At 66.0% G+C, this 26,514-nt stretch carries 23 protein-coding genes; 7 read left to right on the top strand and 16 right to left on the bottom strand.

The window, feature by feature from the left end; translation table 11 throughout:
- Positions 1 to 61: 61 nt before the first annotated feature.
- The 5 genes from H6844_15155 to H6844_15135 form a co-directional block, all read right to left on the bottom strand.
- On the bottom strand, positions 62 to 1,129 hold the full coding sequence (locus H6844_15155) for a branched-chain amino acid ABC transporter permease (GenBank protein MCB9930739.1): 1,068 nt from the start codon (positions 1,127 to 1,129) through the stop codon (positions 62 to 64).
- Positions 1,130 to 1,134: 5 nt separating this feature from the next.
- Positions 1,135 to 2,019 (bottom strand): branched-chain amino acid ABC transporter permease, encoded by an 885-nt coding sequence (locus H6844_15150; protein ID MCB9930738.1) that lies wholly within the window; start codon positions 2,017 to 2,019, stop codon positions 1,135 to 1,137.
- Positions 2,020 to 2,043: 24 nt separating this feature from the next.
- Positions 2,044 to 3,936, bottom strand: coding sequence for an AMP-binding protein (locus tag H6844_15145; protein MCB9930737.1), 1,893 nt, complete (start codon positions 3,934 to 3,936; stop codon positions 2,044 to 2,046).
- A 16-nt stretch (positions 3,937 to 3,952) separates the two neighbouring features.
- The gene (locus tag H6844_15140; GenBank protein ID MCB9930736.1) at positions 3,953 to 4,738 is read right to left on the bottom strand and encodes an ABC transporter ATP-binding protein; all 786 of its coding nucleotides are present in this window, start codon (positions 4,736 to 4,738) and stop codon (positions 3,953 to 3,955) included.
- A 188-nt stretch (positions 4,739 to 4,926) separates the two neighbouring features.
- Positions 4,927 to 6,957: a hypothetical protein gene (locus tag H6844_15135; GenBank protein MCB9930735.1), complete on the bottom strand. Its 2,031-nt coding sequence runs from the start codon at positions 6,955 to 6,957 to the stop codon at positions 4,927 to 4,929.
- A 470-nt stretch (positions 6,958 to 7,427) separates the two neighbouring features.
- Between H6844_15135 and H6844_15130 the strand changes: the two genes are divergently transcribed.
- Positions 7,428 to 7,889, top strand: a complete 462-nt coding sequence (locus tag H6844_15130; protein ID MCB9930734.1) for a hypothetical protein — start codon at positions 7,428 to 7,430, stop codon at positions 7,887 to 7,889.
- Positions 7,890 to 8,124: 235 nt separating this feature from the next.
- Here the strand turns inward: H6844_15130 and H6844_15125 are convergent, their stop codons facing one another.
- The 4 genes from H6844_15125 to H6844_15110 all read right to left on the bottom strand — a co-directional run bounded on the left by H6844_15125 (position 8,125) and on the right by H6844_15110 (position 13,789).
- Positions 8,125 to 10,002, bottom strand: coding sequence for an ABC transporter ATP-binding protein (locus H6844_15125; protein MCB9930733.1), 1,878 nt, complete (start codon positions 10,000 to 10,002; stop codon positions 8,125 to 8,127).
- 172 nt (positions 10,003 to 10,174) lie between these two features.
- Entirely contained in the window at positions 10,175 to 11,944 is a 1,770-nt protein-coding gene (locus tag H6844_15120) for an ABC transporter ATP-binding protein (protein MCB9930732.1), read from the bottom strand.
- Positions 11,945 to 12,046: 102 nt separating this feature from the next.
- Complete coding sequence (locus tag H6844_15115; protein ID MCB9930731.1) at positions 12,047 to 13,018, bottom strand: aldo/keto reductase; 972 nt, start codon at positions 13,016 to 13,018, stop codon at positions 12,047 to 12,049.
- 261 nt (positions 13,019 to 13,279) lie between these two features.
- Positions 13,280 to 13,789, bottom strand: coding sequence for an Lrp/AsnC family transcriptional regulator (locus tag H6844_15110; protein ID MCB9930730.1), 510 nt, complete (start codon positions 13,787 to 13,789; stop codon positions 13,280 to 13,282).
- Between the two features lie 237 nt (positions 13,790 to 14,026).
- Between H6844_15110 and trxB the strand changes: the two genes are divergently transcribed.
- A complete protein-coding gene (gene trxB / locus H6844_15105) occupies positions 14,027 to 14,986 on the top strand; it encodes a thioredoxin-disulfide reductase (GenBank protein ID MCB9930729.1) in 960 nt (319 codons plus the stop codon).
- A gap of 41 nt (positions 14,987 to 15,027) precedes the next feature.
- A complete protein-coding gene (locus H6844_15100; GenBank protein MCB9930728.1) occupies positions 15,028 to 15,918 on the top strand; it encodes a LysR family transcriptional regulator in 891 nt (296 codons plus the stop codon).
- Positions 15,919 to 16,280: 362 nt separating this feature from the next.
- On the opposite strand, the gene H6844_15095 is transcribed toward H6844_15100, so the two are convergent.
- Positions 16,281 to 16,895 carry a CatB-related O-acetyltransferase gene (locus H6844_15095; GenBank protein ID MCB9930727.1) on the bottom strand — a complete coding sequence of 205 codons (615 nt, stop codon included), beginning with the start codon at positions 16,893 to 16,895 and terminating at the stop codon, positions 16,281 to 16,283.
- A gap of 80 nt (positions 16,896 to 16,975) precedes the next feature.
- On the opposite strand from H6844_15095, the gene H6844_15090 reads away from it, so the two are divergent.
- Positions 16,976 to 17,779, top strand: coding sequence for a phytanoyl-CoA dioxygenase family protein (locus H6844_15090; protein MCB9930726.1), 804 nt, complete (start codon positions 16,976 to 16,978; stop codon positions 17,777 to 17,779).
- A gap of 98 nt (positions 17,780 to 17,877) precedes the next feature.
- Here H6844_15090 and H6844_15085 read toward each other — a convergent pair whose 3' ends face one another.
- Positions 17,878 to 18,684, bottom strand: coding sequence for a methyltransferase domain-containing protein (locus tag H6844_15085; protein ID MCB9930725.1), 807 nt, complete (start codon positions 18,682 to 18,684; stop codon positions 17,878 to 17,880).
- Positions 18,685 to 18,861: 177 nt separating this feature from the next.
- Here H6844_15085 and H6844_15080 point away from each other — a divergent pair, with 177 nt between their 5' ends.
- Both H6844_15080 and H6844_15075 read left to right on the top strand, forming a co-directional pair.
- On the top strand, positions 18,862 to 19,515 hold the full coding sequence (locus H6844_15080; GenBank protein ID MCB9930724.1) for a sulfotransferase family protein: 654 nt from the start codon (positions 18,862 to 18,864) through the stop codon (positions 19,513 to 19,515).
- An 11-nt stretch (positions 19,516 to 19,526) separates the two neighbouring features.
- On the top strand, positions 19,527 to 20,003 hold the full coding sequence (locus H6844_15075; GenBank protein ID MCB9930723.1) for an aromatic-ring-hydroxylating dioxygenase subunit beta: 477 nt from the start codon (positions 19,527 to 19,529) through the stop codon (positions 20,001 to 20,003).
- A gap of 184 nt (positions 20,004 to 20,187) precedes the next feature.
- Here H6844_15075 and H6844_15070 read toward each other — a convergent pair whose 3' ends face one another.
- On the bottom strand, positions 20,188 to 21,066 hold the full coding sequence (locus tag H6844_15070) for a CoA ester lyase (GenBank protein ID MCB9930722.1): 879 nt from the start codon (positions 21,064 to 21,066) through the stop codon (positions 20,188 to 20,190).
- A gap of 100 nt (positions 21,067 to 21,166) precedes the next feature.
- Between H6844_15070 and pdxY the strand changes: the two genes are divergently transcribed.
- The gene (gene pdxY / locus H6844_15065; protein ID MCB9930721.1) at positions 21,167 to 21,997 is read left to right on the top strand and encodes a pyridoxal kinase PdxY; all 831 of its coding nucleotides are present in this window, start codon (positions 21,167 to 21,169) and stop codon (positions 21,995 to 21,997) included.
- 334 nt (positions 21,998 to 22,331) lie between these two features.
- Here the strand turns inward: pdxY and H6844_15060 are convergent, their stop codons facing one another.
- From H6844_15060 to H6844_15045, 4 genes are all read right to left on the bottom strand, one after another.
- Entirely contained in the window at positions 22,332 to 23,969 is a 1,638-nt protein-coding gene (locus tag H6844_15060; protein ID MCB9930720.1) for an NTP transferase domain-containing protein, read from the bottom strand.
- A gap of 155 nt (positions 23,970 to 24,124) precedes the next feature.
- The gene (locus H6844_15055) at positions 24,125 to 24,850 is read right to left on the bottom strand and encodes an XdhC family protein (protein ID MCB9930719.1); all 726 of its coding nucleotides are present in this window, start codon (positions 24,848 to 24,850) and stop codon (positions 24,125 to 24,127) included.
- A gap of 4 nt (positions 24,851 to 24,854) precedes the next feature.
- Positions 24,855 to 25,184: an XdhC family protein gene (locus H6844_15050; GenBank protein ID MCB9930718.1), complete on the bottom strand. Its 330-nt coding sequence runs from the start codon at positions 25,182 to 25,184 to the stop codon at positions 24,855 to 24,857.
- Complete coding sequence (locus H6844_15045; GenBank protein ID MCB9930717.1) at positions 25,181 to 26,473, bottom strand: VWA domain-containing protein; 1,293 nt, start codon at positions 26,471 to 26,473, stop codon at positions 25,181 to 25,183. The genes H6844_15050 and H6844_15045 overlap by 4 nt, the downstream gene beginning before the upstream one ends.
- Positions 26,474 to 26,514 lie beyond the last annotated feature (41 nt).

Here is a 26,514-nt window from a genome sequence, read left to right as displayed (position 1 = left end):
TGTCTCCTCTCTGTTAAGCCCCTCATGAGGCCGGTCAGTCCCACAGGTGCGAGTGTATCGCCTAGTAGGAGAACGGCCAAACCCTGAAATAGTTCCGGATATTCAACCACAAACGGTTTAAGCCATCCGGTTCCACGATCAGGAAGACGATGATCAGACCGCCGAAGATCATAAGGCGCATCTGGCCGATCACGGTCGGCAACACGGACGGGTCCATGACGAACGGCCCGACGGTTTCCATGAAAATGCGGATGATCATCGGCAGCAGCGTGATGAAGAAGGCGCCCATGATCGAACCGGTGATCGAGCCGAGGCCGCCGATGATGCACATCGCCAGGAAGTCGATCGATACGTCGATCTGGAACTGCTCGTAGGTCGCAATGCCCAGGTAGTAGGTGTAGAGCACGCCGGTCACGCCCGCATAGAACGAGGAGATCGCAAAGGCGTAGAGCTTGTAGCGGAACACGTTGATGCCGATGATTTCCGCCGCGATATCCTGGTCGCGGATGGCGATCAGCGCGCGCCCGACCCGGCTGCGGATCAGGTTGATCGTCGCGATGATGGCGATCACCGCGAAGAACATCACGAAGTAATAGAGCTCGGCGGAACTGTCGAGCTCCCAGCCGAACAGGTTCGGGCGCTCCACCTGGATCGACGCGCCGGCGCCGCCGGAAATCGCCGGGAAGTGGTTGATCACCCATTCGATGATGAATTGCGCCGCCAGGGTCGCAATCGCCAGATACAGCCCCTTGACCCGCAGCGACGGGATGCCGACCAGCAGGCCGATGAAGGCGGCCATGCACCCGCCGAGCGGCAGGGTGATATAGAAGGGCAGGCCCAGTTTCACGGCCAGATTCGCCGCCGTGTAGGCGCCGACCGACATGAAGGCCGCGTGGCCGATCGAAATCTGGCCGGTATAGCCCAGCAGGATGTTCAGCCCCAGCGCCCCCACGACCGTGATGCCGAGCAGGCTGAGATTGGCGAGATAGTAATCGCTGGCGAAGAACGGGATCAGCACCAGGAAAAAGATGGCGAGGCCGATGATCGCCTGCTTGGCAATGGGCAGTGGCAGGATCGCCTGATCGGCGACATAGCTGGTTTTGAAATAGCCGCATTCACGGTGGAACATTGGTCTTAGATCCTCTCGATCAGGCGGCGGCCGAAAATGCCGTAGGGGCGGATCATCAGCATGACGATCATCAAGACATACGGGGCGAAGTCCTTCATGCCGCCGCCGACCATCGGGTCGATAAAGCCGGAGGTCAGCGCTTCGACCACGCCGACAATGATGCCGCCGACGACCACGCCGATAATCGAGTCGAGGCCGCCCAGGATCACGACCGGGAACACTTTCAGGCCCACCAGCGCCAGCTGGGTATCGACGCCGATCATGTTGCCCCAGACCAGGCCGCCCAGCAGCGCGACGATGCCGGCGGTGATCCAGGCGACGGCGAAGAACCGTTCCACGTTGATGCCCATCGCCATCGAGACCTGGTGGCTGTCCGCCACCGCGCGCATGGCGACGCCGGCACGCGATTTGAGGAAGAACCAGCCGAACGCCAGCAGGAACAGGATGCTGATGCCGGCACCGACCAGCATGATCGGTTTCAGGTAGAGCGGACCCCAGAAAATCGGGCTATCGGGGATCGGCAGGTTGATGGTTGTCGGTGCGGCCCCGAAGACCAGCGGGCCGAAACCGCGCAGGAAGAAGGCCAGGCCGATGGTCGCCATGATGATGGAGACGATCGGCATGCCGATCATGGGTCGCAGCACGAACCGTTCCAGCCCCATGCCGAACACGACCATGAACAGGAAGCCGATCAGGACGGCCACCAGCAAGGGGAAGCCGAACCAATCGATGCAGCCGGCCACGACAATGGCGGCGATCATGACGAACTCGCCCTGGGCAAAGTTGATGGCGTCGGTCGATTTGTAGATCAGCACGAAGCCGAGCGCGATCAGCGAATACATCAGGCCGGTCAGCGTGCCTTCCGCCACCAGCGAGATCGCAAATTCCAATTCCGGATTCATTTGTGCGCTCCCTTAAGCCGCGTCCTGGATCAGCAGGCGCGCGTCCACATGACTGCGCCGGCCGTCTTCGAAGGTGACTTCGGTGCGCAAATCCACCTCGGTCTGGTTGCCGTAGAAGGCGGCGATCACGGGGGCATAGCGCTCTGCGATATAGCTGCGGCGCAGCTTGCGCGTGCGTGTCACTTCCGCATCGTCCGCGTCGAGATCCTTGGCCAGCAGCAGGAAACGCTTCACCCGCACCGCATCCGGCAGGGTGGCGTTGACGCGGCCGATTTCGTTCGAAATCAGCTCGCGCACTTCCGGCTTCTGGCTGAGGTCGGCATAGTTGGTATAGGGAATGCCGTTCTTTTCCGCCCAGTTGCCGACGGTGGCCTGGTCGATGGCGATCATGACCGAGACGAAGGCCCGCCCGTCGCCGAACGAAACCGCCTCCGAGATATAGGGCGAGAATTTCAGCTTGCTTTCGATGAACTGCGGCGCGAACGCCGTGCCATCGGCCATCTTGCCGACATCCTTGGCGCGGTCGATCACCAGCAGGTCGCCCCGCTTCTCGTCGAGAATGCCGGCGTCGCCGGTCTTGAAATAGCCGTCGCCGGTGAAGGCCTCGGCCGTGGCGTCCTCGCGCTTGTAATAGCCTTTGAACACGCCGTCGGACTTGATCAGGATTTCGCCGTTGTCGGCGATCTTGACCTCGATGCCGGGGCAGGGCGGGCCGACCGTATCGGGGTTCACCTTGTTGTCCGGCTGGATCGACACCAGGCCCGAAACCTCGGTCGAGCCGTAGACCTGTTTCAGGTTGATGCCGATGGCGCGGAAAAAGCGGAACGTGTCATGGCCGAGCGGCGCACCGCCGGTATAGCACCAGCGCGCCCGGCGCAGGCCGATCTGGTCGCGCACCGGGCCGTAGACGAAGAATTCGCCGAGCCAGCGCATCAGGCCGTTCATCGCGCCGGCCGACCGACCTTCCGCCTTGGCCAGTTCGCCGGCAACGGCGGCGGCGCGGAAGGTCTCGTAGAACCAGCGCTTGACGCCGGCGGTATCGTTCGCCTTGACCTGCAATTGCGAGAGAATGGTCTCCCAGCCCCGCGGCGAGGCGATGAAGCCGGTCGGCCCCAGCTCGCGCAGGTCGCGTTCCAGCGTTTCCGGGCTTTCCGGGCAGTTGGCGCAGCAGCCGACCAGCAACGCCACCGTCAGGCCGTACATGCTCTCGCCCACCCATGCCATCGGCAGGTAGGAGAGAAAGTCGTCGCTTTCGCGCACATCCTCGTTGGCGACGAAGATTTTCGCGGTTTCCACCAGATTGCGGTGCGAGAGCATCACGCCCTTGGGCTTGCCGGTGGTGCCGGACGTGTAGCTCATCAGCGCAATCGTATCGGGGTCGAGCCCGTCGACGCTTTTCGCAAAGGCGCCGGCCTGGCCGCGTCCCGCTTCCTGCACCGCCTCGAACGAGCGCAACAGCGGGTCCGTGTAGTTCAGGAGGCCGCGGCTGTCGTCATAGATCAGGCATTCCAGACTGGGCACCTGGTCCTTGATCGACAGCACCTTGTCGACCTGTTCCTGATCCTCGGCGACGATCACCTTGGTGTCGGCGTCGGCCAGGACGAAGGCCATTTCCGATGCGATCGAGTCCTGATAGATCGGCACCGCCGCGCCGCCCAGCCCCTGGGCCGCGACCTGCGCCCAGTAGAGACGGGGGCGGTTGTCGCCGATCACCACCAACTTGTCGCCGGCACCGAAGCCCAGTGCCGCCAGCCCGTCGGCGAATTCCGTCACCTCCCGCGCATAGTCGGCCCAGGTATAGGTCCGCCAGATGCCCAGATCCTTTTCGCGCATTGCCGATTTGGCCGGCCGTACCTGCGCATTGCGCAGCATCAGCCCCGGCAGCGTTTCCTCGCGAGCAGCCATGCTCCGAAAGCCCTCCCTAGTGTCCGGCGCCGAGATAGGCTTCGATCACGCGCGGATTGGCGCGGACCTCGTCCGGCGTGCCGTCGGCGATTTTCTCGCCCTGGTCCAGCACGGCGATATGGTCGGAAATGTCCATGACCACGCCCATGTCGTGCTCGATCAGCACAATGGTGGTGCCGCGTTGCTCGGCGATGTCGAGGACATAGCGCACCATGTCCTCTTTCTCTTCCTGGTTCATGCCGGCCATGGGCTCGTCCAGCAGCAGCAGGTCCGGCTCCGCCGCCAGCGCCCGGCCCAGCTCGACGCGTTTTTGCAGACCATAGGCCAGCTCGCCCGTCGGGGCCTTGCGCAGGTCGTTCAGGCGGAGGAAGTCGATCAACTCCTCGACCTTTTCGCGGTGGGCGACTTCTTCGCGCTGGGCCGCGCCCCAATAGACGAAGGAGGAGAGGACGCTGGTCTTCATCAGCACGTGCCGTCCCAGCATCATGTTCTGCAACACGGACATGCCGCGGAACAGGGCGATGTTCTGGAACGTGCGGGCGATGCCTTGCCGCGCGATCTCGCTCGGCTTCAGGCCGGAGATCTTTTTGCTGTTGAAGGTGATTTCGCCCGCATCCGGGACATAGAAACCACTGATCATGTTCAGCAAGGATGTCTTACCGGCGCCATTGGGGCCGATAATGGCAAAGATCTTTCCGCGCGGTACTTCTATACTGACATCATTGTTTGCGCGGACGCCGCCGAAAAATTTCGACACACCGCGCACGCTCAAAATCGAGTCGTGCCCGTTGGGCTCTACCATGATCTGCGTTGTCCTCCAGACGAGTGCGGGCACTTTGGAACCCTGATTGATTGCCGCGAAGCCTAGGGTTTTTCCCGTTTCTTGCAATCACAAAAAAGCCACGGGCTCGCATTTGGCGGTCTCCGTATAGCCTTTGGTCGCATACCACTGCAAGCACGGGCGTTTTGCCGGCGCTGCGGTTCCGGGCTTCAGGGCAATTTCACGTCGTGCAGTGGTCGGCACCAATCGGCCGCACGCAGAACGCACCGCGCCACGTCCTCCTCCAGCATCAGGCGCTGGGCCACCAGTTCGCGGGCGGCGCGTTCAATGGCGGCGACATAGCCGGCCGCGGTGCCATAGCGGCCGATGACGGAAAGGCGCGAATCACCGGTCGCGGCGCGCACCTCTTCGTCCTCCGGCAGGGGGATGTAGCCGCCGGAGAATTCGTGCATCGCCCCCTGGCCGAAGCCGCGGGCGCGGATGTTCCAGCCGGTATAGGTGCCGAGCGGCGCGGCCACCATCGGGCAGCGCACGCCGGCGACGTCGTTGCCGTCCGCATCCACCGCCGGCACCAGCACCGCATAGGCGCGCTCGTCCAGCACTGTCGGCGGCTCCTGCGCCAGCACGCCCTGGGCCTCGTCCGGGCCGAAGTCCAGATGGGGCAGGGGGTTCGGCTCGCGCGGCACCGTGGCGCCGGGGATGGCGGGGAATTGCGCCCGCCACGCGTCCATGGCGACCAGGGTGCCGTCGGCGCGCTTCGGATGCCGCGACGGCGGCGGCTCCTCGCCATGGGTCGCCCATTTGTCGAGCGCGTCCAGGTGGGCGCGGAACAGCATGCTGGTCTGGGTGACGTTCAGATAATGGTCGGTCACGGCCTTGCGCGGCCGTTCCTGCCTGGGGTCGGCGGTGTGCTGGGTCGAGGACCAATGATAGATGCGCACGCCCGCCGGCTCGGCCAGGTCGTTGCCGTGCGTGTCCGTGTGCACCAGCGAGCCGCGGCGCTGCCAGTATTCGGTCGCGGTCTGGGTGTGGATCACCAGCGGGTCTGTCTCCGGCCGTTTCAGGATGGCGTCGGTGCGGCCGGTGTTGTGATCCGTGCACTCAGCATAGGCGAAGGGGAAGCGGTCGGCCGGGCAGTAATGGTCCTCGTGGCTCTGGCCGCCGGCGACGACGGCGTTGGCGAAGCGCTGGTTCAGCCATTTGCCGCCCGCGCCGGAGACGTGCGGCATCAGCCCGTCGAACACGCGGCGGTTCTCATGGTCGGCGTTGAAGCCGCGCCAGATAAAGTCGCGGATGCAGCGCCCGGTCTGCGAGCGGCCATAGCCATAGGCCTTCTCGATGCTGCCCTGGGGGCCGAGCGGGTTTTCCTGCCCGTCCGCATCGCGGGCGCCGTATTTGAGGAACCCCACCAGGTCGCGCACCGCCACATGGCCGAGGCCCATGACCAGCGGGTCGCGCGCCTCATAGACCAGTTCGTAGATCCAGCCGGGCTCGAAGCCGCCGGGCAGGTGGATGTGGGTGTCGCTTACCACCAGCCCCCGGTCGGCGCCGAGACCATCGAGGCCGCCGGCATGGTCCCAGCGTGCGAACATCCAGTCTGCGGCCGGCACCGGCTCGCGCCAGTCCATGGCATAGCGCCGCCGGGTGAGCTGCGCCTTCGAGGTGTCGAGCGACACCGCCGGGTGCGAGCGGGTCGAGCCGCGGCCGGACAGGGTGAAGGTGGTGACGCCCGGCGCGTTGGCGATGAACTCGGTGCGCACCAGGCCGGTGACCGGGGAGCCGTCCGGGTTCCGGGCTTTCGGCAGGTCCAGCAGCATGCGCCCGTCGCCCGGCAGCAGGTCGCCCTGCCAGGAGCCGAACACCACGGTGTAGCCCCGCCGCATCAGGAAGCCGTTGCCGGCGTGGTCTTGCGAGATCGGGTCGTTGGAGTGCAGGGCGTCGTTGAAATACTGCAACATCCGCTTGTTGCCGCGATTGCCCCAGTCGAAAAACAGCCGCCGGTTGCCGAGCCGCATGTCGGCGGGCTTCAGAATGCAGACATCCTGGGCGAAGTGCACGAGGCCGTCCGCGCCGGTCTCCGCGAGCGCGATGTCGGTGACGCCGGCCTGGGCGGCGGCGGCCGGGTCGACCGTGTGGTGGACGCGGCCGGTCAGACGCTCATAGGGCCCGACATAGCCGAACGCCTCGCCCTCGGCGAATGGACGGCGGTCGGTGATGCGGATGGCGAGATGGTTGGTCATGGGGCGGCGCGTCCTCTCTCTGCGTGGGTGCTATGGCAGGGGAGGACGCGGGCGGCGTCAAGAATGAACTTAGTGCGGAGGATGCATGTGCTACTGGCGGGCTTTGGCCGAGAAAGGTGCCATGACTCATCGTCCGACCGGCACGCTTGGCGTCGCGATTTATCGTCCGTGCACAAGGGCCTCATGAATTGGGTTAAAGGGTATCTGCGGGCAGGTGTTGTTGAGGGAAACCAGATCGTTGATCAGAAATTTCCAGAAGAGAGGGCGATGTAGGGCGGCATGTTGTTGTGGGGTTAGGCAAATGCCGCCCGCGGTTGTTGCTTCTTGTAATAATGGATTTGATTGTTCACCATATCCAGTCGAAATTCTTGCTGTAATCTCTCGACTTGAGGATGTCGTTCCACCATTCGATTTAATATACATTTCGTCGGTGCATTAAATCATCCGACAATCAAAAGCGCTGGATGTGTATGTCCGGCATCTCGTCAGGCGTCAAGCGTGTGCTGTTCTGCGCCCCCCGCCTCGAGGTAAATACGCTTGGCCAATCGGATGCCTTTTGGAATGTCATCAATTCCAGCGCCGTTGCCACGCTTGACCTTTCAGCCGCCAACTCCAGCAGGAATATTTGGGTCGAAATCAGGATGGGCATCGGATCTGCGACCGCGAAGGCGCAGCACTGCGACGGAATAGTGTGTGAGCTATCTGTTCTTCGTCGATTTGCATTGAAGCGGCAGTTATTTCAGCCAAGTCCACCCTTCTTTCTTCTTTGCAATCGGTTTAAGCTTCAGTTTTACCGCTTGCAGAGCCAGAAGCTGCGTCACGCGCTATTCCACCCAAATCCGGCGGATATAACAAACCAGAACCACCACGATATCGTTGCGATAAGCAGCATCAAACCAGCCTCCTACAAAAAAGTTAAAGAGTTCGTGTGAAGAAAGCGGTTGCAGCAGCAGATTGATCAAGCCTGTTCGATCAAATTGCGTTTGGCCCAAATGGCGGCCAGCGGAACTGCCCAACCAATGATGATATAAAGTCACCAATGTTTAGTCTATAATGATTATCGAATTTTTTCCACCCGGCAAATTAATTTATTACCACATTCAATGAAATTGATAAAGAATGTGTCAATTGCTTATATACCGTTGTGGTGGTTCCTGCCCCATCCCCTCACTCCATCGCCCGCGCAATCTCGTCCTCCGGGATGTCGTCGAAGCTGGCGTAGTTGAGGCGGTAGAGCCGCGCATACAAGCCCTCGGCGGCCATCAGGCTGGTGTGGGTGCCCTGTTCGACGATTTCGCCCTGGTTCAGGACGATGATGCGGTCGGCGCCGCGGATCGTTGCCAGGCGATGGGCGATGACGATGGCGGTGCGGCCTTCCAACAACCGCTTCAGGGCGCGCTGGATCTCCAGTTCGGTGTAGCTGTCGATGTTGGCCGTTGCCTCGTCCAGCACCAGCACGCTGGCGTCGGCCACCAGGGCGCGGGCGAAGCTGACCAACTGGCGCTGGCCCAAGCTCAAATTCGCGGCGCGCTGGTTCAATTCCGTCTGGTAGCCGTGCTCCAGGCGCATGATGAAGTCGTGCGCGCCCACCGCCTTGGCCGCGGCGATCACCTCGTCCAGGGGGGCACCGGACTTGGCGTAGCGGATGTTCTCCTCGACCGTGGCCGAGAACAGGAACGGCTCCTGCAGCACCATGGCGATGTGACGGCCGAGGCTCGCTTGCGTGACGGCGCGGACGTCGTATCCGCCCAGCTTCACCGCGCCTTGCCACACGTCGTAGAAGCGGTGCAAGAGGGCGGTGATCGAGGTCTTGCCGCTGCCGGTCGGGCCGACCAGAGCCACGGTCTCGCCCGGCGCGACGCGGAAGGAAATATCCTTCAGGATCGGCAGGTTCGGCTCGTAGCCGAACGTGACGTGTTCGAACTCCACGCTGCCGTCGATGCGCTCCGGCGCGACGGCGTCGGCGGCGTCCTGGACGTCGATCTCCACGTCCATCACCTCGAAAATGCGGTGGCCGCTCGCCATGGCGCGCTGCATGGTCGAGTATTGCAGGGTCAGCGAGCGGATCGGGTCGAAAAAGCGCTGCACGTAGAACAGGAAGGCCACCATCACGCCGATTTCGAGCGAGCCACCCAGCACCATCGTGCCGCCGACCACCACGACGATGGCCATGGCCGAGCCGGTCAGCACGTCGACGATGGGGATCATGACATTGGTGAATTTCGAGGCGCGCAGATGCGTCAGCAGGTTGGCGCGGGCTTTCTCCTCGAACAGGTCGAAATTCACCGCCTCGCGCCGCAATTGCTGGATGGCGCGGATGCCGTGCACGTTCTCCGCCAGCGCGCCGTTGACGCGGCTGGAGGCCTCGCGTGCCGCCGTGAACGCCTTGCGGGCAAGCGGCAGCCAGACCATGCGCACGACGAACAGCAGCGGCACGACGCAGAGCGCCAGCGCCCCCAGCGTCGGGTCGAGGCTCAACAGCACGGCGATGATGCCGAACAGCAGCACGATATCGCCTATGGCGAAGATCGAGGACTCGAGGAACTCCTGCAAGGCGGCAACGTCGCCCTGCAACCGGCTCATCAGCCGGCCGACCTCGGTCTTGTCCATGAAGCCGAGCGAGACGACCTGGAGATGCGCGTACATGGCCCGGCGCAGGTCGAACAGCAGGTTCTGGGCGGTGCGGGCGATGATGATCTCCATCACGTGATTGCCGACGAAGTTCAGCGTCACCACGGCGAAGAACAGGCCGACGAACAGGTGCAGCAGGTCCGGGTCCGGCATGTCGGCGGCCAGCGCCCGGTCGATGGCGGCCTTGACCACCAGCGGCACGATCAACTGGGTGACCGTGAACAGCAGGATCGCCGCCAGCGCCCAGTAGATGCGGCGGCGGTAGGGCTTCAGATAGGCGAGGAAGCGGCGGATCACGAACGGGTCGAACGCGCGGCCGAACAACTCTTCTTCCTGGTCGATCTGCGAGCCGACCACCGCCAGCGGCGGCGGCTTTGCCGAACGGCGGTGCAGGCTGGAGGGGCGGCGGCTCATGCGCTTGCCTCCTGCGCTTTGTCTCTTTCACACCCTTCCCCCTGCTCGACAGGGGGGCCATGCCGGAGAGCCCACGACAAAGTCCGGACTCTGTGAGACGCGCTCAGGCATGGGCTCCCGCCTACGCGGGAGCGGGGGAAAGAGGACGGCATGGTCGAGGCTTGCGCACCGTTCATGCCACGTCCTCCCCGGCGGTGGTGCGGGCCTGCAACTCGTAGAGCCGGGCATAGGGGCCGCCGGCGGCCATCAACTGGTCGTGGCTGCCGCGTTCGACGATGCGGCCGGCGTCCAGGAACACGATCTCGTCGGCGTGCAGCAGCGACGAGAGGCGGTGCGCGATGATGATGACGGCCCGGTTCTCGGTCGCCCCGGCCAGGGCGTCGCGGATCTGGCGCTCGGTGCCGGCGTCGATGGCGGCCGAGGAATCGTCGAACACCAGCACCCGCGCCTCCGGCAGGATGGCGCGGGCGATGGCCAGGCGCTGGCGCTGGCCGCCGGACAGCGACACGCCGCGCTCGCCCACCAGCGATTGATAGGCCTCCGGCAGGCTCTGGATATAGCCGTGCAGTTGCGCCGTGGCGGCCGCGCCCTCGATGCGCGCGCCCTCCGCCCACGGGTCGCCATAGGCGATGTTGTGGCCGAGGCTGGCGGTGAAGAGAAAGGCGTCCTGCTGCACGATGCTCACGGTCCGGCGCAGCGACTCCAGGGTGACGTGGCGGATGTCCTGGCCGTCGATGGTGATGCGGCCGTCCTCCACGTCGTAATAGCGCCCCAACAGGTGGGTGATGGTGGTCTTGCCGCTGCCGGGTGGGCCGACAATGCCCAGCACCCGGCCGGGCCGGACCTCCAGCGAGATGTCGGCAAGCGTGCGGTCGTCGCCGGTCCAGGCCGGGTAGCGGAACGACACATGCTCGAAGCGGACGACGCCGTCGGTGATCGCCAGCGGCTTGGCGTTCGGCGCGTCCTGAATGGCGGGCTCCAGGTCGATGATGTGGAACAGGCGGCCGCCGCACGTCGAGGCGCGGGCGATGGAGTTGATCATCCAGCCGATCTGGCGCACCGGCATTTGCAGGATCAGCATGAAGGCCAGCGCCTCCGCCAGCACGCCCAGGCTGATCTCGCCCGCGATGACCTTCTCGCCGCCGACCCAGAGGGTCAGGCCCATGGCAAGGTAGTAGATATAGGTCATCTGGGTGATGTTGCGCACGAACAGCCCGGCCCGTTCGCGCGCCATGGCCAGCGCCTCGCCAGCGAAGCGGTCGTAACGGTCGAGTTCGTGGTCCTGGCCGGCAAAGGCCCGGACGACGCGGATGCCGCCCAGATTCTCCTCCATGACCTTGGTCACCAGGCTCATCTGGTCCTGATAGGCAAGCCAGGCGTCGCGCAGCTTCAGCCGGGCGAACGAGGCGCGAAGGCCGACAATGGGCACGAAGCTGAGCGTGGTGCAGCCCAGCAGCACGTCCTTGCTCATCAGGATATAGGCGCCGCCGCCGATCAGCGTCGTCAGCAGGAACGAGCGCAGAATGCCGGTGTCGGTCCAGAGCCGCACGCCCTCGATATCGAGGATGCCGCGGGTCATCAGGTCGCCGGTGTGCACCCGGTCGTGCCAGGAAAAGCTGAGGCGCTGCAACTGTCGATAGAAATCCAGCCGCAGCTGGTAGCCGATCAACTGGCCCACCGCCTCGCCCATATAATTCTGCATCATGGTGCAGAGGCCGCGGAGCGACGCCGCCCCCAGCAACAGCAGCGCGGTGGTGAGCAGGGCCGCCTCCGCCGCGGCGGGGTCGACGCTCTTGTCCGCCAGCAGCGTGTGGGCCTGGTCGATGGCCTGGCCCAGATACTGCGGTACGAACAGCTGGAAGACCGCCGCCGCCAGGGTCGCGGCGATGGCGATGGCCATGCGCCAGCGGTGGCGGAACGCCATGCGCGTGATGCGCCACAACACCGACGTGTTCAGCTTGGACACGTCGATGTCGTAGGTGGTGTCGGCGGGGCCGGCGGCAGCGGCGGCCGGTCGTGAGGGGTTTGGCGCGGTCATGGCCGCTCAATTCTGGGGCGGTTTCACCCGGTTCGGCAAGTCCAGCCCGACGCCGTGCAGATGGCCGAAGGTGTTGACCAGGCGCACGCGGTCCGCCTCCGGCAGTGGCGGACGCAGGATCGAGGCGATGTTGGCTTCCAGGTGGCCGATGTCGCTGGTGCCGAACAGCGTGACATGCGCGCCGGGCTCGTGCCGGGCATAGCGATAGGCCGCGTCGATGATCGAGGTGGCACCGCCTTCGTGCAGCAGAAAGCCCAGCGGCTCCGGATCGGCGGCGAGGTCCGGCGGCAGTTGGCCGGCGGCGGCGAGGTCTTGGACGGTCTCCTGTAACAGGCCGGGCTGGCTGAAAATGTTGCGCACCACGAACATCAGCAGGGTGCCGACGCCCTTGGCCGCTGTCAGCGGGAACACGTCGCGTCGCGCGCCCTGGTTCAGCATGTGGAAGCCGAACATGGCGCTTTCCCAGACATCGTCCTGCAAGGCCCGTTGCAGCATCCGCTGGTGCGGGTCGTGCGGCGAGGTCTCGGTGATGCCGATATGGCGGAGCTTGCCGGCGGCCTTGGCCTGTTGCAGGGCCGGCACGATCTCGGCGGCGACGTGGTCGTACATGGCCGGTGTCACCGCGTGCAGCTGGTAGATGTCGACATAGTCGGTGCCGAGCGCCTTCAGCGAGGCGTCGAGCTTGGCCTGGAACTGGCCGGCGGAGATCAGGTCTTCGCCGATTCGCATCCGGCATTTGGAGGCGATCACCACCTTGTCGCGGCCGATCCGGCGCGCGGCCTCTCCGACCACGCCCTCGGTGCCGTAGGCCTCGGCGGTGTCGAACAGGGTGACGCCCAGATCATGGGCGGCGCGGACGAGGCGGACGGCGTCGGCCTCGGACTTGCCGCGGCCCAGGCCCAGTTGCGAGTTGCCGCCGCATCCGAGCCCGGCAACGGAGACGGTCAGGCCGGTGCGGCCGAAGGGGACGTAATCCATGGGCAAGCCTTGGCGGGGAGGGAGTGGGGGATCGCCCGGCAAGGCACGGCGACCCTGGATATGGGGGCAGCGGCGGCGCGCTTCCGGGCGAGGGATCCCGGTTCGCCGCCTGGCGGCGACCGGGAAAGATGAGGGGGCGGCCTGCGCGGAACGCACTCCGCTTTCCCGGACGTCGCGGAACGCATTCTGCTTTCCCGGACGGCGCGGAGCGACGGGCCGGGATCTCCGGGGCCTGCCATGGCGCCATGCGGCGATGGTCGCCTACCCCGCCAGGGCCGAATCGTCGGCGCCGATGACAGGGGCCTCGTCCATGGGGACGCCGGGTTCGGACTTGCTGGTGCGGATCACCGGGAAGGTGGTCACCCGGATCACGTCCGGGGCGGAGGTGAGCTTCTGGGTCAGCTCGTTCTCGTGCGCCGTGTTGTGGGCCATCAGCTTCAGGAGGAAGTCGCCGCCGCCGCGCACCATGTGGCACTCGCGCACCTCGGGCCAGTCCTGGACCAGGGTCTCGAATGACCGCAGGCGGTCCTGTTTCTGGCTTTCCAGGCCGACCAGCGCGAAGAACACCACCTCGAAGCCCAGCAGTTCCGGCGACAGGTCGGCGTGGTAGCCGCGGATGTAGCCGCCGGTCTCCAACGCCCGCACCCGGCGCAGGCAGGGCGGTGCGGAGATCCCGGCGCGGCCGGCGAGGTCCACATTGGTCATGCGGCCATTCGCCTGCAAATCCTTCAGAATGTTGCGATCGATCTCATCCAGCCGCACGCGGGCCATATGTGTTTCCTCCCAGAGGCCGTTCGTGTAATTATATTGCGCGTATTCGGAAAAGGCTATGGTTATGGCAAGGCCGAACGCTGTCTGCGGCGCGCTCGCTCCGCGGCCGTATCGGCATGCCCGTGTGTTCGAGGTTGTCGAATCCGGCCGGGAGGGGTAGTTCTAACGAACAACCAAAAAGTTCAGGGAAACGCCGTTGCCAATGGCCACGGTACTTAACGCGAAGAGACTCGACGGATGGATCATCGTACCAAGGTTTTGATCGTCGGTTCCGGCCCTGCGGGTTACACGGCGGCGATTTACGCGGCCCGCGCGGGATTGAACCCGCTGCTGGTGCAGGGCATGGCGCCGGGCGGTCAGCTCACCATCACGACGGATGTGGAAAACTATCCGGGCTTTGCCGACGTGATCCAGGGCCCCTGGCTGATGGAGCAGATGCAGGCCCAGGCGGCCCATGTCGGCACGGAAATGATTTTCGACGTCGTCACCGGCGTGGATTTTTCCCAGCGCCCGTTCGTTTGCCAGGGCGATGGCGGCGACCGCTATATCGCCGATGCGGTCATCGTTGCCACCGGTGCGGAGGCGCGCTGGCTGGGGCTGGAGAGCGAGAAGAAATTCCAGGGCTTCGGCGTCTCGGCCTGTGCCACCTGCGACGGCTTTTTCTTCCGCGGCAAGGAAGTGTTGGTCGTCGGCGGCGGCAATACGGCGGTGGAGGAGGCGCTCTACCTGACCAACCACGCCAGCAAGGTGATCCTGGTGCATCGCCGCGACACGCTGCGCGCCGAGAAAATCCTGCAGGAGCGGCTGTTCCGCAATCCCAAGATCGAAATGGTCTGGGATTCGGCGCTGGACGAGGTGCTGGGGGATGAGAACCCGCCTGGCGTCACCGGCGTGCGCCTGAAGAACGTCAAGACCGGCGAGACCGTCGAGCGCGCGGTGGACGGCGTCTTCATCGCCATCGGCCACCGGCCGAACAGCGACATCTTCAAGGGCGTGCTGGACATGGATGGCGAGGGCTATCTGCTGACCAAGCCCGACAGCACGCGCACCAACGTGCCCGGCGTGTTCGCCGCCGGCGACGTGAAGGACAAGGTGTTCCGCCAGGCGGTGACGGCCGCGGGCCTCGGCTGCATGGCGGCGCTGGAGGCGGAGAAATTCCTGGCTGCGGCGGAGGATGTGCCGCTCGCGGCGGAGTAGTGGCCATGCCCCGCACCGCCATCTCCCCGGCCAGCATGCGCATGGACTGGGACAAGCTGCGGGTCTTCCACGCGGTCGCGGAAGCCGGCAGTTTCACGCACGCAGGCGAGGTGCTGAACCTCTCGCAGAGCGCGGTCAGCCGCCAGGTGCACGCCCTGGAGGAGAGCCTGGGCCTGCTGTTGTTTCACCGCCACGCCCGCGGCCTGATCCTGACCGAATCGGGCGAGCTACTCTATCGCAACGTGCACGAGGTGTTTCATCGCCTGGCCATGACCGAGGCGATGCTGACCGAATCGAAGGAGCAGCCGCAAGGCCCGCTCAAGATCAGCACCACCACCGCCTTCGGCTCCACCTGGCTGACGCCGCACATGAAGGAATTCATCGAACTCTATCCCGACGTCGAGGTGAGCCTGGTGCTGACCGAAAGCGACCTGGACCTGGGTATGCGTGAGGCCGATTGCGCCATCCGCTTCCAGCCGCCGACGCAGCCGGACCTGATCCAGCGCCACCTGAAGACCGTGCGCTCGCGCCTGTTCGCTGCGCCGATGTATCTGAAGCAACACGGCGTGCCGCAGACCGTGGACGACCTGGACGGCCATCTGATCGTCTATGGCTCGGACGGGCCGCTGCCGTCGCTGAACATCAACTGGATCATGGATCCGCAACTCACCGACAAGGCCCTGCGCCCGGTGCTGCGGGTCAACAACATTTACGCCATGTACCGCGCCGTGGTCAGCGGCCTGGGCATCGCGGCGCTGCCGGCCTATACGGCGCGCATGTCGGGTGAATTGGTGAATGTGTTGAGCCACATAGAAGGGCCGCACACCGACGTCTATTTCATCTATCCCGAGGAAATGCGGCAATCCAAGCGGATCAACGTCTTCCGCGACTTCCTGGTTCGGAAGGTCGCGGAGCGCCGCATCGATTTCTGAGGCGGTTCGCCACTGGCGTGGCCGCGCGGTGCCGAGAGCCGGCGAGGGGGATTCCGCTGGCTTGACGGCCCGGTCCGGGCGCGGACCCACCATTCACGCATCATCGCGCTACCAAATTGCAAAATGACCGCAAATGCCGGTTCGCTGCCTTGGGGGTAACGCGGGTCGGTGGGCCGTGGCCGGCCCGAGTGGCGCTTGGCTGCTGCTAACTCTCTGAAATCGCGAAAAAAATGGGCCGTACCCGAAGGCACGGCCCAAGTACAGGGAGGAAACGCCCAAGATGGGTGTTGCAAGGGCGCGCCAACGCTCCTTGCACTGCACAATGTAGTTTTGTGCGATGCACAATGCAAGGCTTTTTTTCGTTAATCTTTGGTAGCGTGGCGGCTTGCCGCTTCCGGGAGCCAATCCGCATGTTGCGCCGTCAGGTGTCGCAACTCCGGAGGCGTCCGCTCCCACCAATGGCTCGCTTCCAGGGAAGCGATGCGCTCGGGCCCGAAGCGGGGCCGGATGGGGCGGGCGGGAATGCCTGCCACGATCATATAGGGCGCCACCGGCTCTCTTACCACCGCGCCGGCTGCGACAATCGCGCCCCGGCCGATGCGGCCGGTGCCGGCCAGGATGGTGACGTTGTGGCCGAGCCAAACATCGTCCTCCACCACCAACGGCGTCGGCGCGATGCGCCAAGCGTCGACGACGCCGAAGCCGGGATGGTAGGCGACCGGGTGCAGGATGGCGGCGTCGACCGGGTGATCGGTGTCGAAGCTGGCAGCGGTGTTCGCGATCGAGCAATAGCGGCCGAAGCGTGTGCCGGGCGGGAAGCGCGCCGGATCGAAACAGCCATAGGAGTAGAGCCCCACCTCCACCCCGAACCAATCGCGATAGACGCGGCGCAGCCGCTGGCTGGTGAACTGGTTCTCGGCGAGCCGCAGGAATTTGAAGGCCAACTTGCGGGCCTTGTCGTTGCGCACCTTTGCCAATCGTCTTCCCTGCTTTTGCCCGTGCGTGATAGAGTAGGAAGGATACAAAACTCGACCAAAACGTGTAAAGGCATACCGATATGCAACTGAACAGGGATCAGATCGCGCAGTTTCACCGGGACGGATATCTGTTCCTGCCGGAATGCTTCAGCCGGGCCGAGGCGGCGGTGTTGCGGCGGGAAGCCGACGTCGTCTATGCGCAGGATCGCGAGGAGGTCTGGCGCGAGAAGGACGGCTCGACGCCGCGCACCGCCTTCGCCGCCCATCACTACAACGAGGCCTTCCGCCGCCTGGGCGCCCATCCGCGCCTGATCGAGCCGGTGGAGCAGATCCTGGACGGCAAGCTCTACATGCACCAGTACAAGGTGAACGCGAAGGCGGCGTTCGACGGCGATGTCTGGCAGTGGCACCAGGATTTCGGCACTTGGCACCGCGACGACGGCATGCCGGAGCCGCGGGCCATGAACATCGCCGTGTTCCTGGACGACGTGACCGAGTTCAACGGCGCGCTGATGTTCATTCCCGGCAGCCATCGCGAAGGCGTGGTCGAGGCCGGGCACGATCTGGCCACCACTTCCTATCCGCTCTGGACGCTGGACAACGCCAAGATCCGCGAACTGGCGGCCAAGGGCGGCATCGTGGCGCCGAAAGGGCCGGCGGGCAGCGTGATCATGTTCCATGGCTGCCTGGTGCATGCCTCGCCCGCGAACATCTCGCCCTGGGACCGGACCATCGTCTATCTGAGCCTGTGCGAGGTGTCGAACCACATCACGAAATTCCAGCGGCCGGAATGGATTGCCCACCGCGACTTCACCCCGATCGAGCCGCTGGCGGACGATTGCCTGACCCAGTTGGCCGAGGCCCGGCCTGCGGCCGCGGAATAACGGACCGGATAGCCCACGGCCGACGCTCGGCCCGCTGCCGACGCTCGGCCCGCTGCCGACGCTCGGCTCGTGGCCGTCGTTCGGCCCGCGGCCGGTGCTCAGTCTGCGGAGCGGGCGTCGGCTGCGGGCTTCTGAATGCAAAAAATTCCGGTGTGAAAACGCGGCCCGAGCCATTCCAGTTTTGCGAGCCGCTGGTCGATCGAATCTGCGAATTGGGTCAGCGCATTTCCAGGCTTGGGCATGATTGCGGCGGATACGATGTTCACCGGAAACGCCAGGTAACCGAACGGGATCAACCGAAAGCTTGGGAATCTGTCCTTCAGCCAGGCAATGTCATGAGCGTAAAACGGTCGCTCGTCCGGGGTGTGCATGTGCGGTGTCAGCTTCCAATAGAGCTTGGTCAGCAGCCCTTCCGCCATCGGTTCGATGAAAAACATCTTTCCGCCGGGGTTCAGGTTGTTGTCGTAGAGTTGCTGTAGCACGCTCTGGTAATCGACGTGATGGAGTACGGCGCGGCCGATAATGAGGTCGTACTTGCCGTCCAGCGGTTCGTGAATATCGTGCAGGGAAAATGTCAGGCGAGGATCGTCGAATTTCGCCAGCGCTTGTCCGATCTTGGATTCGGCAATGTCGATGCCGTGGACTTCCGCGGCACCGTGGTCCAGCATCTGTTGGCAGTTCCAACCGATGCCGCAACCGATTTCGAGTACGACCGTATTGCTGAGATTGGCCTCAATGACGTCCTTGAATGCCTGTTGCAGCCGGGAATTGCTGGGGGTGCTGTAATAGTGGCGAAGTTTGGATTGATGCTTTGACCGCTCATCCAGGAATCCGCCCTCCGCATAGGCTTCGACCTCGCGAGAGGCCCGCTCGGTGCTGTGGGACGGGTGGGTGGCATTCGGCATGCACAATCTCCGAGGGACTGTTTTGCGAGGGCGATCCCGACCGAAGGGTCCGGTCGATGGTGTTTGCCAACGGTGCGCGTTCGGAACATCATCACATTTTGCCCCGAATTCACGGCGTAGCTATTATCATGCCGTTCGATCGCAAACAATGAATCTCAGAACATTTGGAGTGTGATCATGGTGCAGATCATCGGGGCCGGCATGGGGCGCACCTCCACCATGTCGCTGAAGCAGGCGCTGGAGATGTTGGGCTTCCGGCCCTGCCATCACATGATGGAAATGCGCAACGTGCCGGAGACGGCCGAGGGCTGGCTCCGTGCCGCCCAGGGCGAAGCCGTGGACTTTGCCGCGCTGTTGAAGGGCTATCGCGCGTCCTGCGACTGGCCGTCGTCGGCGTTCTGGCGCGAACTGATGCAGACCTTCCCGGACGCCAAGGTCATCCTGACCGAGCGGCCGGAGGAAAAATGGTGGCAGAGCATCTCCCGCACCATTTTCCAGTCGTTGCGCCTGCCGCCCGATCCGGACGCGACGCCGACGCGGCCGGTTCAGCGCGCCATGGCCAAGGCCGTCATCATCGACAAGGTGTTCGGCGGAGAGGTCGACGACCGCGAGCATGTGCTTAGCGTGTACCGCGCCCACAACGCGGCGGTGAAGGCGGAGGTTCCGGTGGACAAGCTGCTGGTGTTCGACGGCGCCGATGGCTGGGCGCCGCTCTGTGCCTTTCTGGGCGTGCCGGTGCCCGACGAGGCTTATCCCAACACCAACTCAACCGCCGATTTCCAGGCCCGGTGGACGCCGGACCAGCGCGCGGCCGCCGGCCTCGGCTCCTGAGCGCGCGGGCGATGGACGAGCGCGAGGCTCTCTGGCGGGTGGAGCGGCTGCAGGCCGCCTATGTGCGCTGCCTGGACCAGGACCGGCTGGAGGACTGGCCGGGCTTCTTTGCCGACGATTGTTTCTACCAGATCGTGCACGCCGCCAATGCCGAGCGCGGCCTGCCCATGGGCCTGATCTATGCGGACAGCCAGGGCATGCTGCGCGACCGGGTGGCGGCGCTGCGCCAGGCCAATATTTATGAGCCGCAGCGCTATCGCCATCTGGTGTCGGCGACGGTGATCCTGGACGCCGGGCGGCCCAGCCGGGTGGAGGCCGAGTCGAACCTGCTGGTGGTCCGCTCCCTCCAGGCCGGCGCCAGCGAGGTGTTTGCGGTCGGCCTGTATCGGGACGTGATCGACCTGACCGGGCCCGAGGCGAAGTTCCGCGAAAAGCGGGTGGTGCTGGACAACGACCGGGTGGACACGCTGCTCGCCATCCCGCTTTGAAGGGGGCGGGGCATTCCTTCTTCTATGCCACTGCTTCATCCCGAGTAGGGCCGTAGGCCCGTATCGAGGGGGGCGGTGCCGGTGTCGGCGTCCCTCGATACGGCGCATTGCGCCTACTCGGGATGAAAAGGGAGGAGGGAGCCCAAACGGGGTGGAGTGGGGCCGTGACGGCTGTCTTTCAGGCTCAGGCGGCGAGCGCGGCGATGGCCTCGGCGAGGGCGACGGTGCGGTGGGCGCCGACCACGTGCAGGTTCTCGATCAGCTTGCCGTCCAGCAGCACGACGCCCTGGCCCTTGGCCTCGGCCTCGGCGTGGGCGGCGATGATGCGGCGGGCCTCGTCGACCTGCGCGTCGGAGGGGCCGAAGGCCGCGTTGGCGGGTTCCACCTGTTTCGGGTGGATCAGGGTCTTGCCGTCGAAGCCCATTTCCCGGCCCTGGCGGCAATGGGCGTCGAACTCCGCGTCGTCGCCGAGGTTCAGGTGCACGCCGTCCAGGATCGCCAGGCCATAGGCCCGTGCCGCCAGCAGGCAGAGCCCCAACCCCGTGACGAAGGGCAGGCGGTCGGGCGTGTGCACGGCGTTCAGGTCCTTCGCCAGGTCGCTGGTGCCCATGACCAGACAGGCGAGGCGCGGCGCGCGGGCGATATCCTGGATTTGCAGCATGGCGAGCGGTGTCTCGACCATGGCCCAAAGTGCCATCTCCGCCGGCGCGCCGGCCTCGTCCAGCACCTGCGCCGCCTGGGCGAGCATGGCCGCGCTCTCCACCTTGGGCAGCAGCGCCGCATGAGCGCCGGACTGGGCGATGGCGGCGAGATCGGCATAGCCCCAGGGGGTGTTCAGGCCGTTGGCGCGGATCACGATTTCGCGCCGGCCATAGGCGCCGGAGGCGGCCGCGGCGCAGGCCTGGTCGCGGGCCGCATCCTTGGCGTCCGGCGCGACGGCGTCTTCCAGATCGAAGATCAGGGCGTCGGCGGCCAGGCTCTTGGCCTTTTCCAGCGCGCTGGCCCGGCTGGCCGGCATGTAGAGGACGCTGCGGCGGGGGCGGATCGGGGCGGAGGCGGACATGGCGGTTGCGGGTTCCTTTGGCATTTCGGAGGCGAGTCTTCTATAAAATCCCGCCTTCTATACCCCGTTCTTTTCGCAATTGCAGCATCGGAACCGCGGCATGCGCTATGTGCTCTCGATCCAGTCCAGCGTCGCCCATGGCCATGTGGGCAACAGCGCGGCCGTGTTCGCCCTGCAGCGGTTGGGGAGGGACGTGATGCGGGTCGACACGGTGCGCTTTTCCAATCACCCGGCCCATGGCGGCTTCAGCGGTGGCCCGGCGCCGGCCGACGAGATTGACGCCTTGGTGCAGGGGCTGGCGGAGCGGGGCTTTCTCGGGGATTGCGGCGCGCTGCTCTCCGGCTATCTGGGCACGGCGGCGAACGGGCTGGCAGTGGCGCGGGCCGTGGAGCGGTTGCGCAAGTCCGTGCCGGATGCGCTCTTCGCCTGCGATCCGGTGCTGGGCGACGACCCGAAGGGCCTGTTCGTGGCGGCGGACATTCCGGCGGTGATGCGCGACGTGCTGGTGCCGGCTGCGGATATCGTGACGCCGAACCGGTTCGAACTGGAAACCCTCACCGGCATGGCCTGCGATAGCCGCGAGGCGGTGCTGGCGGCGGCCAGGGAGTTGCTGGAATGGGGGCCGCGGCTGGTGGTGGTCACCGGGCTGTTGTTCCCGCGCCGGGCCGTCGAAACTTTGGCGGTGACGCGCGAGGCCGCCTGGAGCGTACGCCATCCCCGCATCGAGGCGCCCGCCTTCGGCGCCGGCGACACGTTCGCGGCGATCTATCTGGGCCGCTATCTGGAGACGCCGGACCCGGCGCGGGCCCTGGCGCTGGCGGCGGCGTCGGTGGCGGAGATCCTGGCGCGGACCCAGGGGGAACTCGCCCTGGTTCCGGCCCAGAACGCCATCGTCGCCCCGGAGCGCGTGGTGCCGGCCGAGCCGGTGTGACGTACGACCGGTGTCAGCGATTCACCAAACCTAAGCGGGCCCTGTGCCCCGGACGGTGCGGAGCGCCGATCGTGTTCCCCGGAGGGGGCGGAGCCGCCATCCGGGGCCGGCCGCATCCTTCGAACACCGCTCCCGCCGATGTTCGCACGCCGCGACCGGTCCCGGATCGGCGCTCCGCACCGTCCGGGAAACAGCGGTTCCTTCCACGAACTGTCCCTCCCGTTCTCCCGCGGAGGCGGGAGGCCATGCCTGAGAGTGTCTTGCAGAGTACGGACCTTGTCGGGGCGTCTCAGGCATGGACCCCGGGTCAAGCCCGGGGCGGTGGGGAATCGCGTCAGGCCACCTTGCCGGTGATTTCGGCCAGCTTCGCCGGCGTGTCGATATCCAGCAGCACGGCGGCGTCGGCCATTTCCACCTCGGCCAGGCGCTCGGCGTGCTCGGCCATCAGGGGCTTGGCGCCCTGGTCGCCGGAAAGCGCCTGCATGGCGGCCACGAACTCGGTGCTCCAGAGCACCGGGTTGCCGCGCCGGCCCTCGAAGGTCGGCACGACAATGGCGCGGCCCTCCAGCGGGTTGAAGGCGGCGATCAGGCGCTGGAGGTGATCGGCGGTGACACGGGGCATGTCGCCCAGGCAGACGATCACGCCGTCGATATCCCACGGCAGCGCCCGCAGGCCCGCTTTCAGGCTGGTGCTGAGGCCGGCGGCGAAGTTCGGATTGTGCACCGCCAGCAGGTCGCGCCCGGCCAGCAGCGGGCTGATGGCGTCGGTCTCATGGCCGGTGACGACCACGGTCGCCTCGAGTTTGGCGGCGGCGATTGCGTCCAAAGTGTGCGCCAGCATCGGCTTGCCGGCGACGGGTTGGAGCAGCTTGTTGGCCGTCCCCATGCGGCTCGAACGGCCGGCGGCCAGCACCAGGGCCGCGATGCGCGGCGCCCGCGGCGCCTCGCCTGCGGTGCCGTCCGGCAGGGTGGCGCGGGGGTGGCCGCGGCTTGGGATTTCCGCCAGCAGGCCGCCGGCGCCCATGGCCATGACCTGTTGCGGCCCGACCGGCAGTTCGGCACAGAGGCGGGCCAGCACAAAGTCGAAGCCGTTCAGCTTGGGCGAGCGGCAGCAGCCCGGCAGGCCGAGCACGGGCAGGCCGTCCACCTCCGCCACCAGGATCATGTTGCCGGGGTCCACGGGCATGCCGAAATGGTGGAGCCTGCCGCCGGCCTCGACGACACCTGCCGGCAGCGCATCGCGCCGGTCGACAATGGCCGATGCGCCGGCGATCAGGACGATGTCGGGCTTGTCGGCCAGGGCCTCGCGCACGGCTTCGGCGATGGCCTCGGCGGTGTGGTCGCAGCGCCGCTCGCCGGTGAGCGTCGCGCCGAGCGGGGTGAGGCGGTCGCGGGTGATGCCGACGGTCTTGTCGAGCACGCTGGGCTTCAGGTTGGGCAGGGTGCTCTGGATCAGGGCGACGCGCTTGGCCCGGAAGGGCGCGACGCGCATCAGGCTGGCCTCGACCGGCGCGGCGATGGCCTCGACCCGGCGCAGCACGGTCTCGGAGGTGGCGAAAGGAATGATTTTCGCGGTCGCCACCATCTGCCCGGCCTCGACGCGGGCATAGGGCTCCAGCGTGGCGACGGTGACGCTTTCGTCCACCGTGTTGACCCGGTCGAGCAGGCGGCGCTCGAACACCAGAACGCCGGCTTCTTCGGCGAACAGGTTCACGCGGCCGGTGAAGGGCACGTTGGCGCGAACGCCGGGGCCGTGGAACAGCCGGGCGACGCGCTCGGCGGCGGCATCCTCGCCGATCTCGCCAGGGGCGAGGCGGACGGCGACGACGTCCCGGATGCCGGCTTCGGTCAGGGCCGCGATGTCGGCTTCGCCCAGCAGGCGACCCTTTTTCAGGGTGCGCTTGCCGGCCTTGACCGAATGGGCGAGCAGGGCGCCCGCCGCTTCGGAAACGGGAATGGGACCGAATTGCATGGAGCGAAACTCCTATTGTTCCCCGGACGCTCGCAGAGCGATCCGGGGCCGGTTTCCGCGAACGACGCCATCCCTGGGGGTGCGGTGTTCGTCGCCTTTGGCGGCCCCGGCTCTCGGCGCGCTGCGCCGGGCCGGGGAACTCGCGGGGTCGTGGCTCACGCCGCGGCCTTGGCCTTTGTCTCCTGGCCCGCACCCAGGTGCAGGACCTGGGTGATCTGAGCCATGATGGCGATGGCGATTTCCGCCGGCGCCCGGCCGCCCAGATGCAGGCCGATGGGCGCGTGAATCTTGCCGATCTCGGCCGCCGTCAGGCCGGCGGCAGTCAGGCGTTCGACCCGGCTCGCATGGGTTTTGCGGCTCCCCAGCGAGCCGACATAAAAGGCGTCGGACCTGAGCGCCACTTCCAGCGCCGGATCGTCCAGCTTCGGATCGTGGGTCAGGGTGACGACGGCGGTGCGGTTGTCAGGGCGCAGCGCCTCCATCGCCTCGTCGGGCCAGTCCTCGTTCAGGGTGACGCCGGGAAAGCGCTCCGCGGTGGCGAAGGCGCCGCGCGGGTCGATCACGGTGACGGCATAGCCCGCCGCCTCGGCAATCTGGATCAGCGGCTGGGTGATGTGGACGGCGCCGACCACCACCAGGCGGCGTGGCGGGTTGTAGACGTGCAGGAAATAGCGCTGGTCGCCGTGCTTCGCGTCGTGGCTGCGGTCATGCCGCTGGGCCTCCCGCGCGGCCTCGGCAACTTCCGGCGGCAGGGCGGTGGGGCCTTCCACGCCGTCCGGGGTCAGCAGCCAGTCGGCGCCGGAATGCAATTCGACGATACGGACGACCGGGCGGTTGTCGGCGCGCAGCGCGACGGCCTTTTCGAACAGGGACGATTGCACGGCCTCAGGCCTCCACACGCTCGATGAAGATTTCCAGCTTGCCGCCGCAGGCTAGCCCCACCTCCCAGGCCTGATCGTCGGAAATGCCGAAATCCAAGAGGCGCGGCTGGCCGTCGGCGATTACCTCCTGGCCTTCGGTCACGACCGCGCCTTCGACGCAGCCGCCGGAGACCGAGCCCATGAAGGCGCCGTCGTCGGTCATCACCAACTGGCTGCCGACGCCGCGCGGCGCCGAGCCCCAGGTGGAGACCACGGTGGCGATGGCGACGCCGCGGCCGGCGGCGCGCCAGTCGCGGGCCTGGGCCAGGATCGCGTCGGCCTCGGCATTGGTCAGAGTTTGGTCCGCCATTCTCGCATGCCTTTCTGCAGGCTCACGTCCGAAGCGGAAAGCGCGCCGGCGAGGTCGCCGAGGCTTTCCAGATTGTGGACGGGCCGAAAATCGTCGACATGGGGCAAAATCGCCCGTGCTCCCGTAGATTTGGGCTGAAACGCGTCATAGCGCAAGAGCGGGTTCAGCCAGATCAGCCGGCGGCAGGACTTGTGCAGCCGCTGCATTTGTTCGGCGACACCGGCCGCCGCCTCGCGATCCAGCCCGTCGGTGATCAGGAGGACGACGGCGCCCTGGCCCAGCACGCGCCGCGACCAGAGCCGGTTGAACGTTTCGAGCGAGGCGCCGATCCGGGTACCGCCCGACCAGTCCTGCACCCGCTCGCCGATGGCAGCCAGCGCCCGGTCCACCTCCCGGTCGCGCAGATAGCGGGTGACATTGGTCAGGCGCGTGCCGAACAGGAAGGTGTGCACCCGGTCGCGGTCGTTGGTGAGCGCGTGCAGGAAGTGCAGCAGCATGCGCGCATAGCGCTCCATCGAGCCGGAAATATCGCAGAGCACCACCAGCGGCGGCGGCCGGGTCTTGCGGCGGCGGTATTGCAGCGGGATCGCGTCGCCGCCGCCCCGCAGCGCCTTCTGCATGGTGCGGCGTAGGTCGGCGCGGGCGATGCGCCCCGTGGGCTCGTAGCGGCGGGTGGGCAGGGCGGCGAGCGGCAGGGCGAGCCGGGTCATGGCCTGTTTGGCGCGCTCCAACTCCTCCGTGCTCATCTGCTCGAAATCCTTGGTCTGGAGCTGTTCGCGGGCGGACCAGGTCATATCCGCCTGGATTTCGACCTGTTCTTCCTCGCGCTCCTGGAGTTGGTCGCGCGGCGGCATCATCGCCTCGGCGAGGCGGCGTTGCAGCGGCTCGCCCTGTTCCTGCTGCTCCGGGTCGTCGATGGCGAGCGTGGGCAGCATCAGGTCGATCATGCGGTTCAGGATGTCGGGATTGCGCCAGAACATCTGGTAGGCCTGATCGAACAGCTCGATCTGGTCGTGCCGGCTGATGAGCGAGGAGCGCAGCGCCCAGTAGAAATCACGCCGGTCGGTGATGGCGATGGCCCGGACCGCCTCCACCGCCCGGAGCGTGTGGCCGGGGCCGAGCGGCAGCCCGGCGGCGCGCAGCGTGCGCACGAAGTGCATGATGTTTTCGGGGATGCGGCCGGTGGGGGCGTCAGGGCCTGACCCGGGATCCCGTTCCGAGGCCTGCCCGGACGGAGGCTCCGGATAGCGCCCCGCGCTTCCGGGGAAGCTCATGACGCACCTTCCGCTGTCTCACGCCGCTTTCCCGGGCTTGA

It is taken from the genome of Alphaproteobacteria bacterium (assembly GCA_020638555.1).
GTDB lineage: Bacteria > Pseudomonadota > Alphaproteobacteria > Bin95 > Bin95 > JACKII01.
This window is presented reverse-complemented; position numbering and strand designations above follow the sequence as displayed.

Coding starts and splice junctions, on each gene's coding strand:
- H6844_15075 (MCB9930723.1), top strand. CDS start 19,527: ATGGACGAGCGCGAGGCTCTCTGGCGGGTGGAGCGGCTGCAGGCCGCC.
- H6844_15045 (MCB9930717.1), bottom strand. CDS start 26,473: ATGAGCTTCCCCGGAAGCGCGGGGCGCTATCCGGAGCCTCCGTCCGGG.
- H6844_15060 (MCB9930720.1), bottom strand. CDS start 23,969: ATGCAATTCGGTCCCATTCCCGTTTCCGAAGCGGCGGGCGCCCTGCTC.
- pdxY (MCB9930721.1), top strand. CDS start 21,167: ATGCGCTATGTGCTCTCGATCCAGTCCAGCGTCGCCCATGGCCATGTG.
- H6844_15100 (MCB9930728.1), top strand. CDS start 15,028: ATGGACTGGGACAAGCTGCGGGTCTTCCACGCGGTCGCGGAAGCCGGC.
- H6844_15115 (MCB9930731.1), bottom strand. CDS start 13,018: ATGGATTACGTCCCCTTCGGCCGCACCGGCCTGACCGTCTCCGTTGCC.
- H6844_15080 (MCB9930724.1), top strand. CDS start 18,862: ATGGTGCAGATCATCGGGGCCGGCATGGGGCGCACCTCCACCATGTCG.
- trxB (MCB9930729.1), top strand. CDS start 14,027: ATGGATCATCGTACCAAGGTTTTGATCGTCGGTTCCGGCCCTGCGGGT.
- H6844_15155 (MCB9930739.1), bottom strand. CDS start 1,129: ATGTTCCACCGTGAATGCGGCTATTTCAAAACCAGCTATGTCGCCGAT.
- H6844_15125 (MCB9930733.1), bottom strand. CDS start 10,002: ATGAGCCGCCGCCCCTCCAGCCTGCACCGCCGTTCGGCAAAGCCGCCG.
- H6844_15085 (MCB9930725.1), bottom strand. CDS start 18,684: ATGCCGAATGCCACCCACCCGTCCCACAGCACCGAGCGGGCCTCTCGC.
- H6844_15135 (MCB9930735.1), bottom strand. CDS start 6,957: ATGACCAACCATCTCGCCATCCGCATCACCGACCGCCGTCCATTCGCC.
- H6844_15140 (MCB9930736.1), bottom strand. CDS start 4,738: ATGGTAGAGCCCAACGGGCACGACTCGATTTTGAGCGTGCGCGGTGTG.
- H6844_15110 (MCB9930730.1), bottom strand. CDS start 13,789: ATGGCCCGCGTGCGGCTGGATGAGATCGATCGCAACATTCTGAAGGAT.
- H6844_15130 (MCB9930734.1), top strand. CDS start 7,428: ATGTCCGGCATCTCGTCAGGCGTCAAGCGTGTGCTGTTCTGCGCCCCC.
- H6844_15070 (MCB9930722.1), bottom strand. CDS start 21,066: ATGTCCGCCTCCGCCCCGATCCGCCCCCGCCGCAGCGTCCTCTACATG.
- H6844_15090 (MCB9930726.1), top strand. CDS start 16,976: ATGCAACTGAACAGGGATCAGATCGCGCAGTTTCACCGGGACGGATAT.
- H6844_15145 (MCB9930737.1), bottom strand. CDS start 3,936: ATGGCTGCTCGCGAGGAAACGCTGCCGGGGCTGATGCTGCGCAATGCG.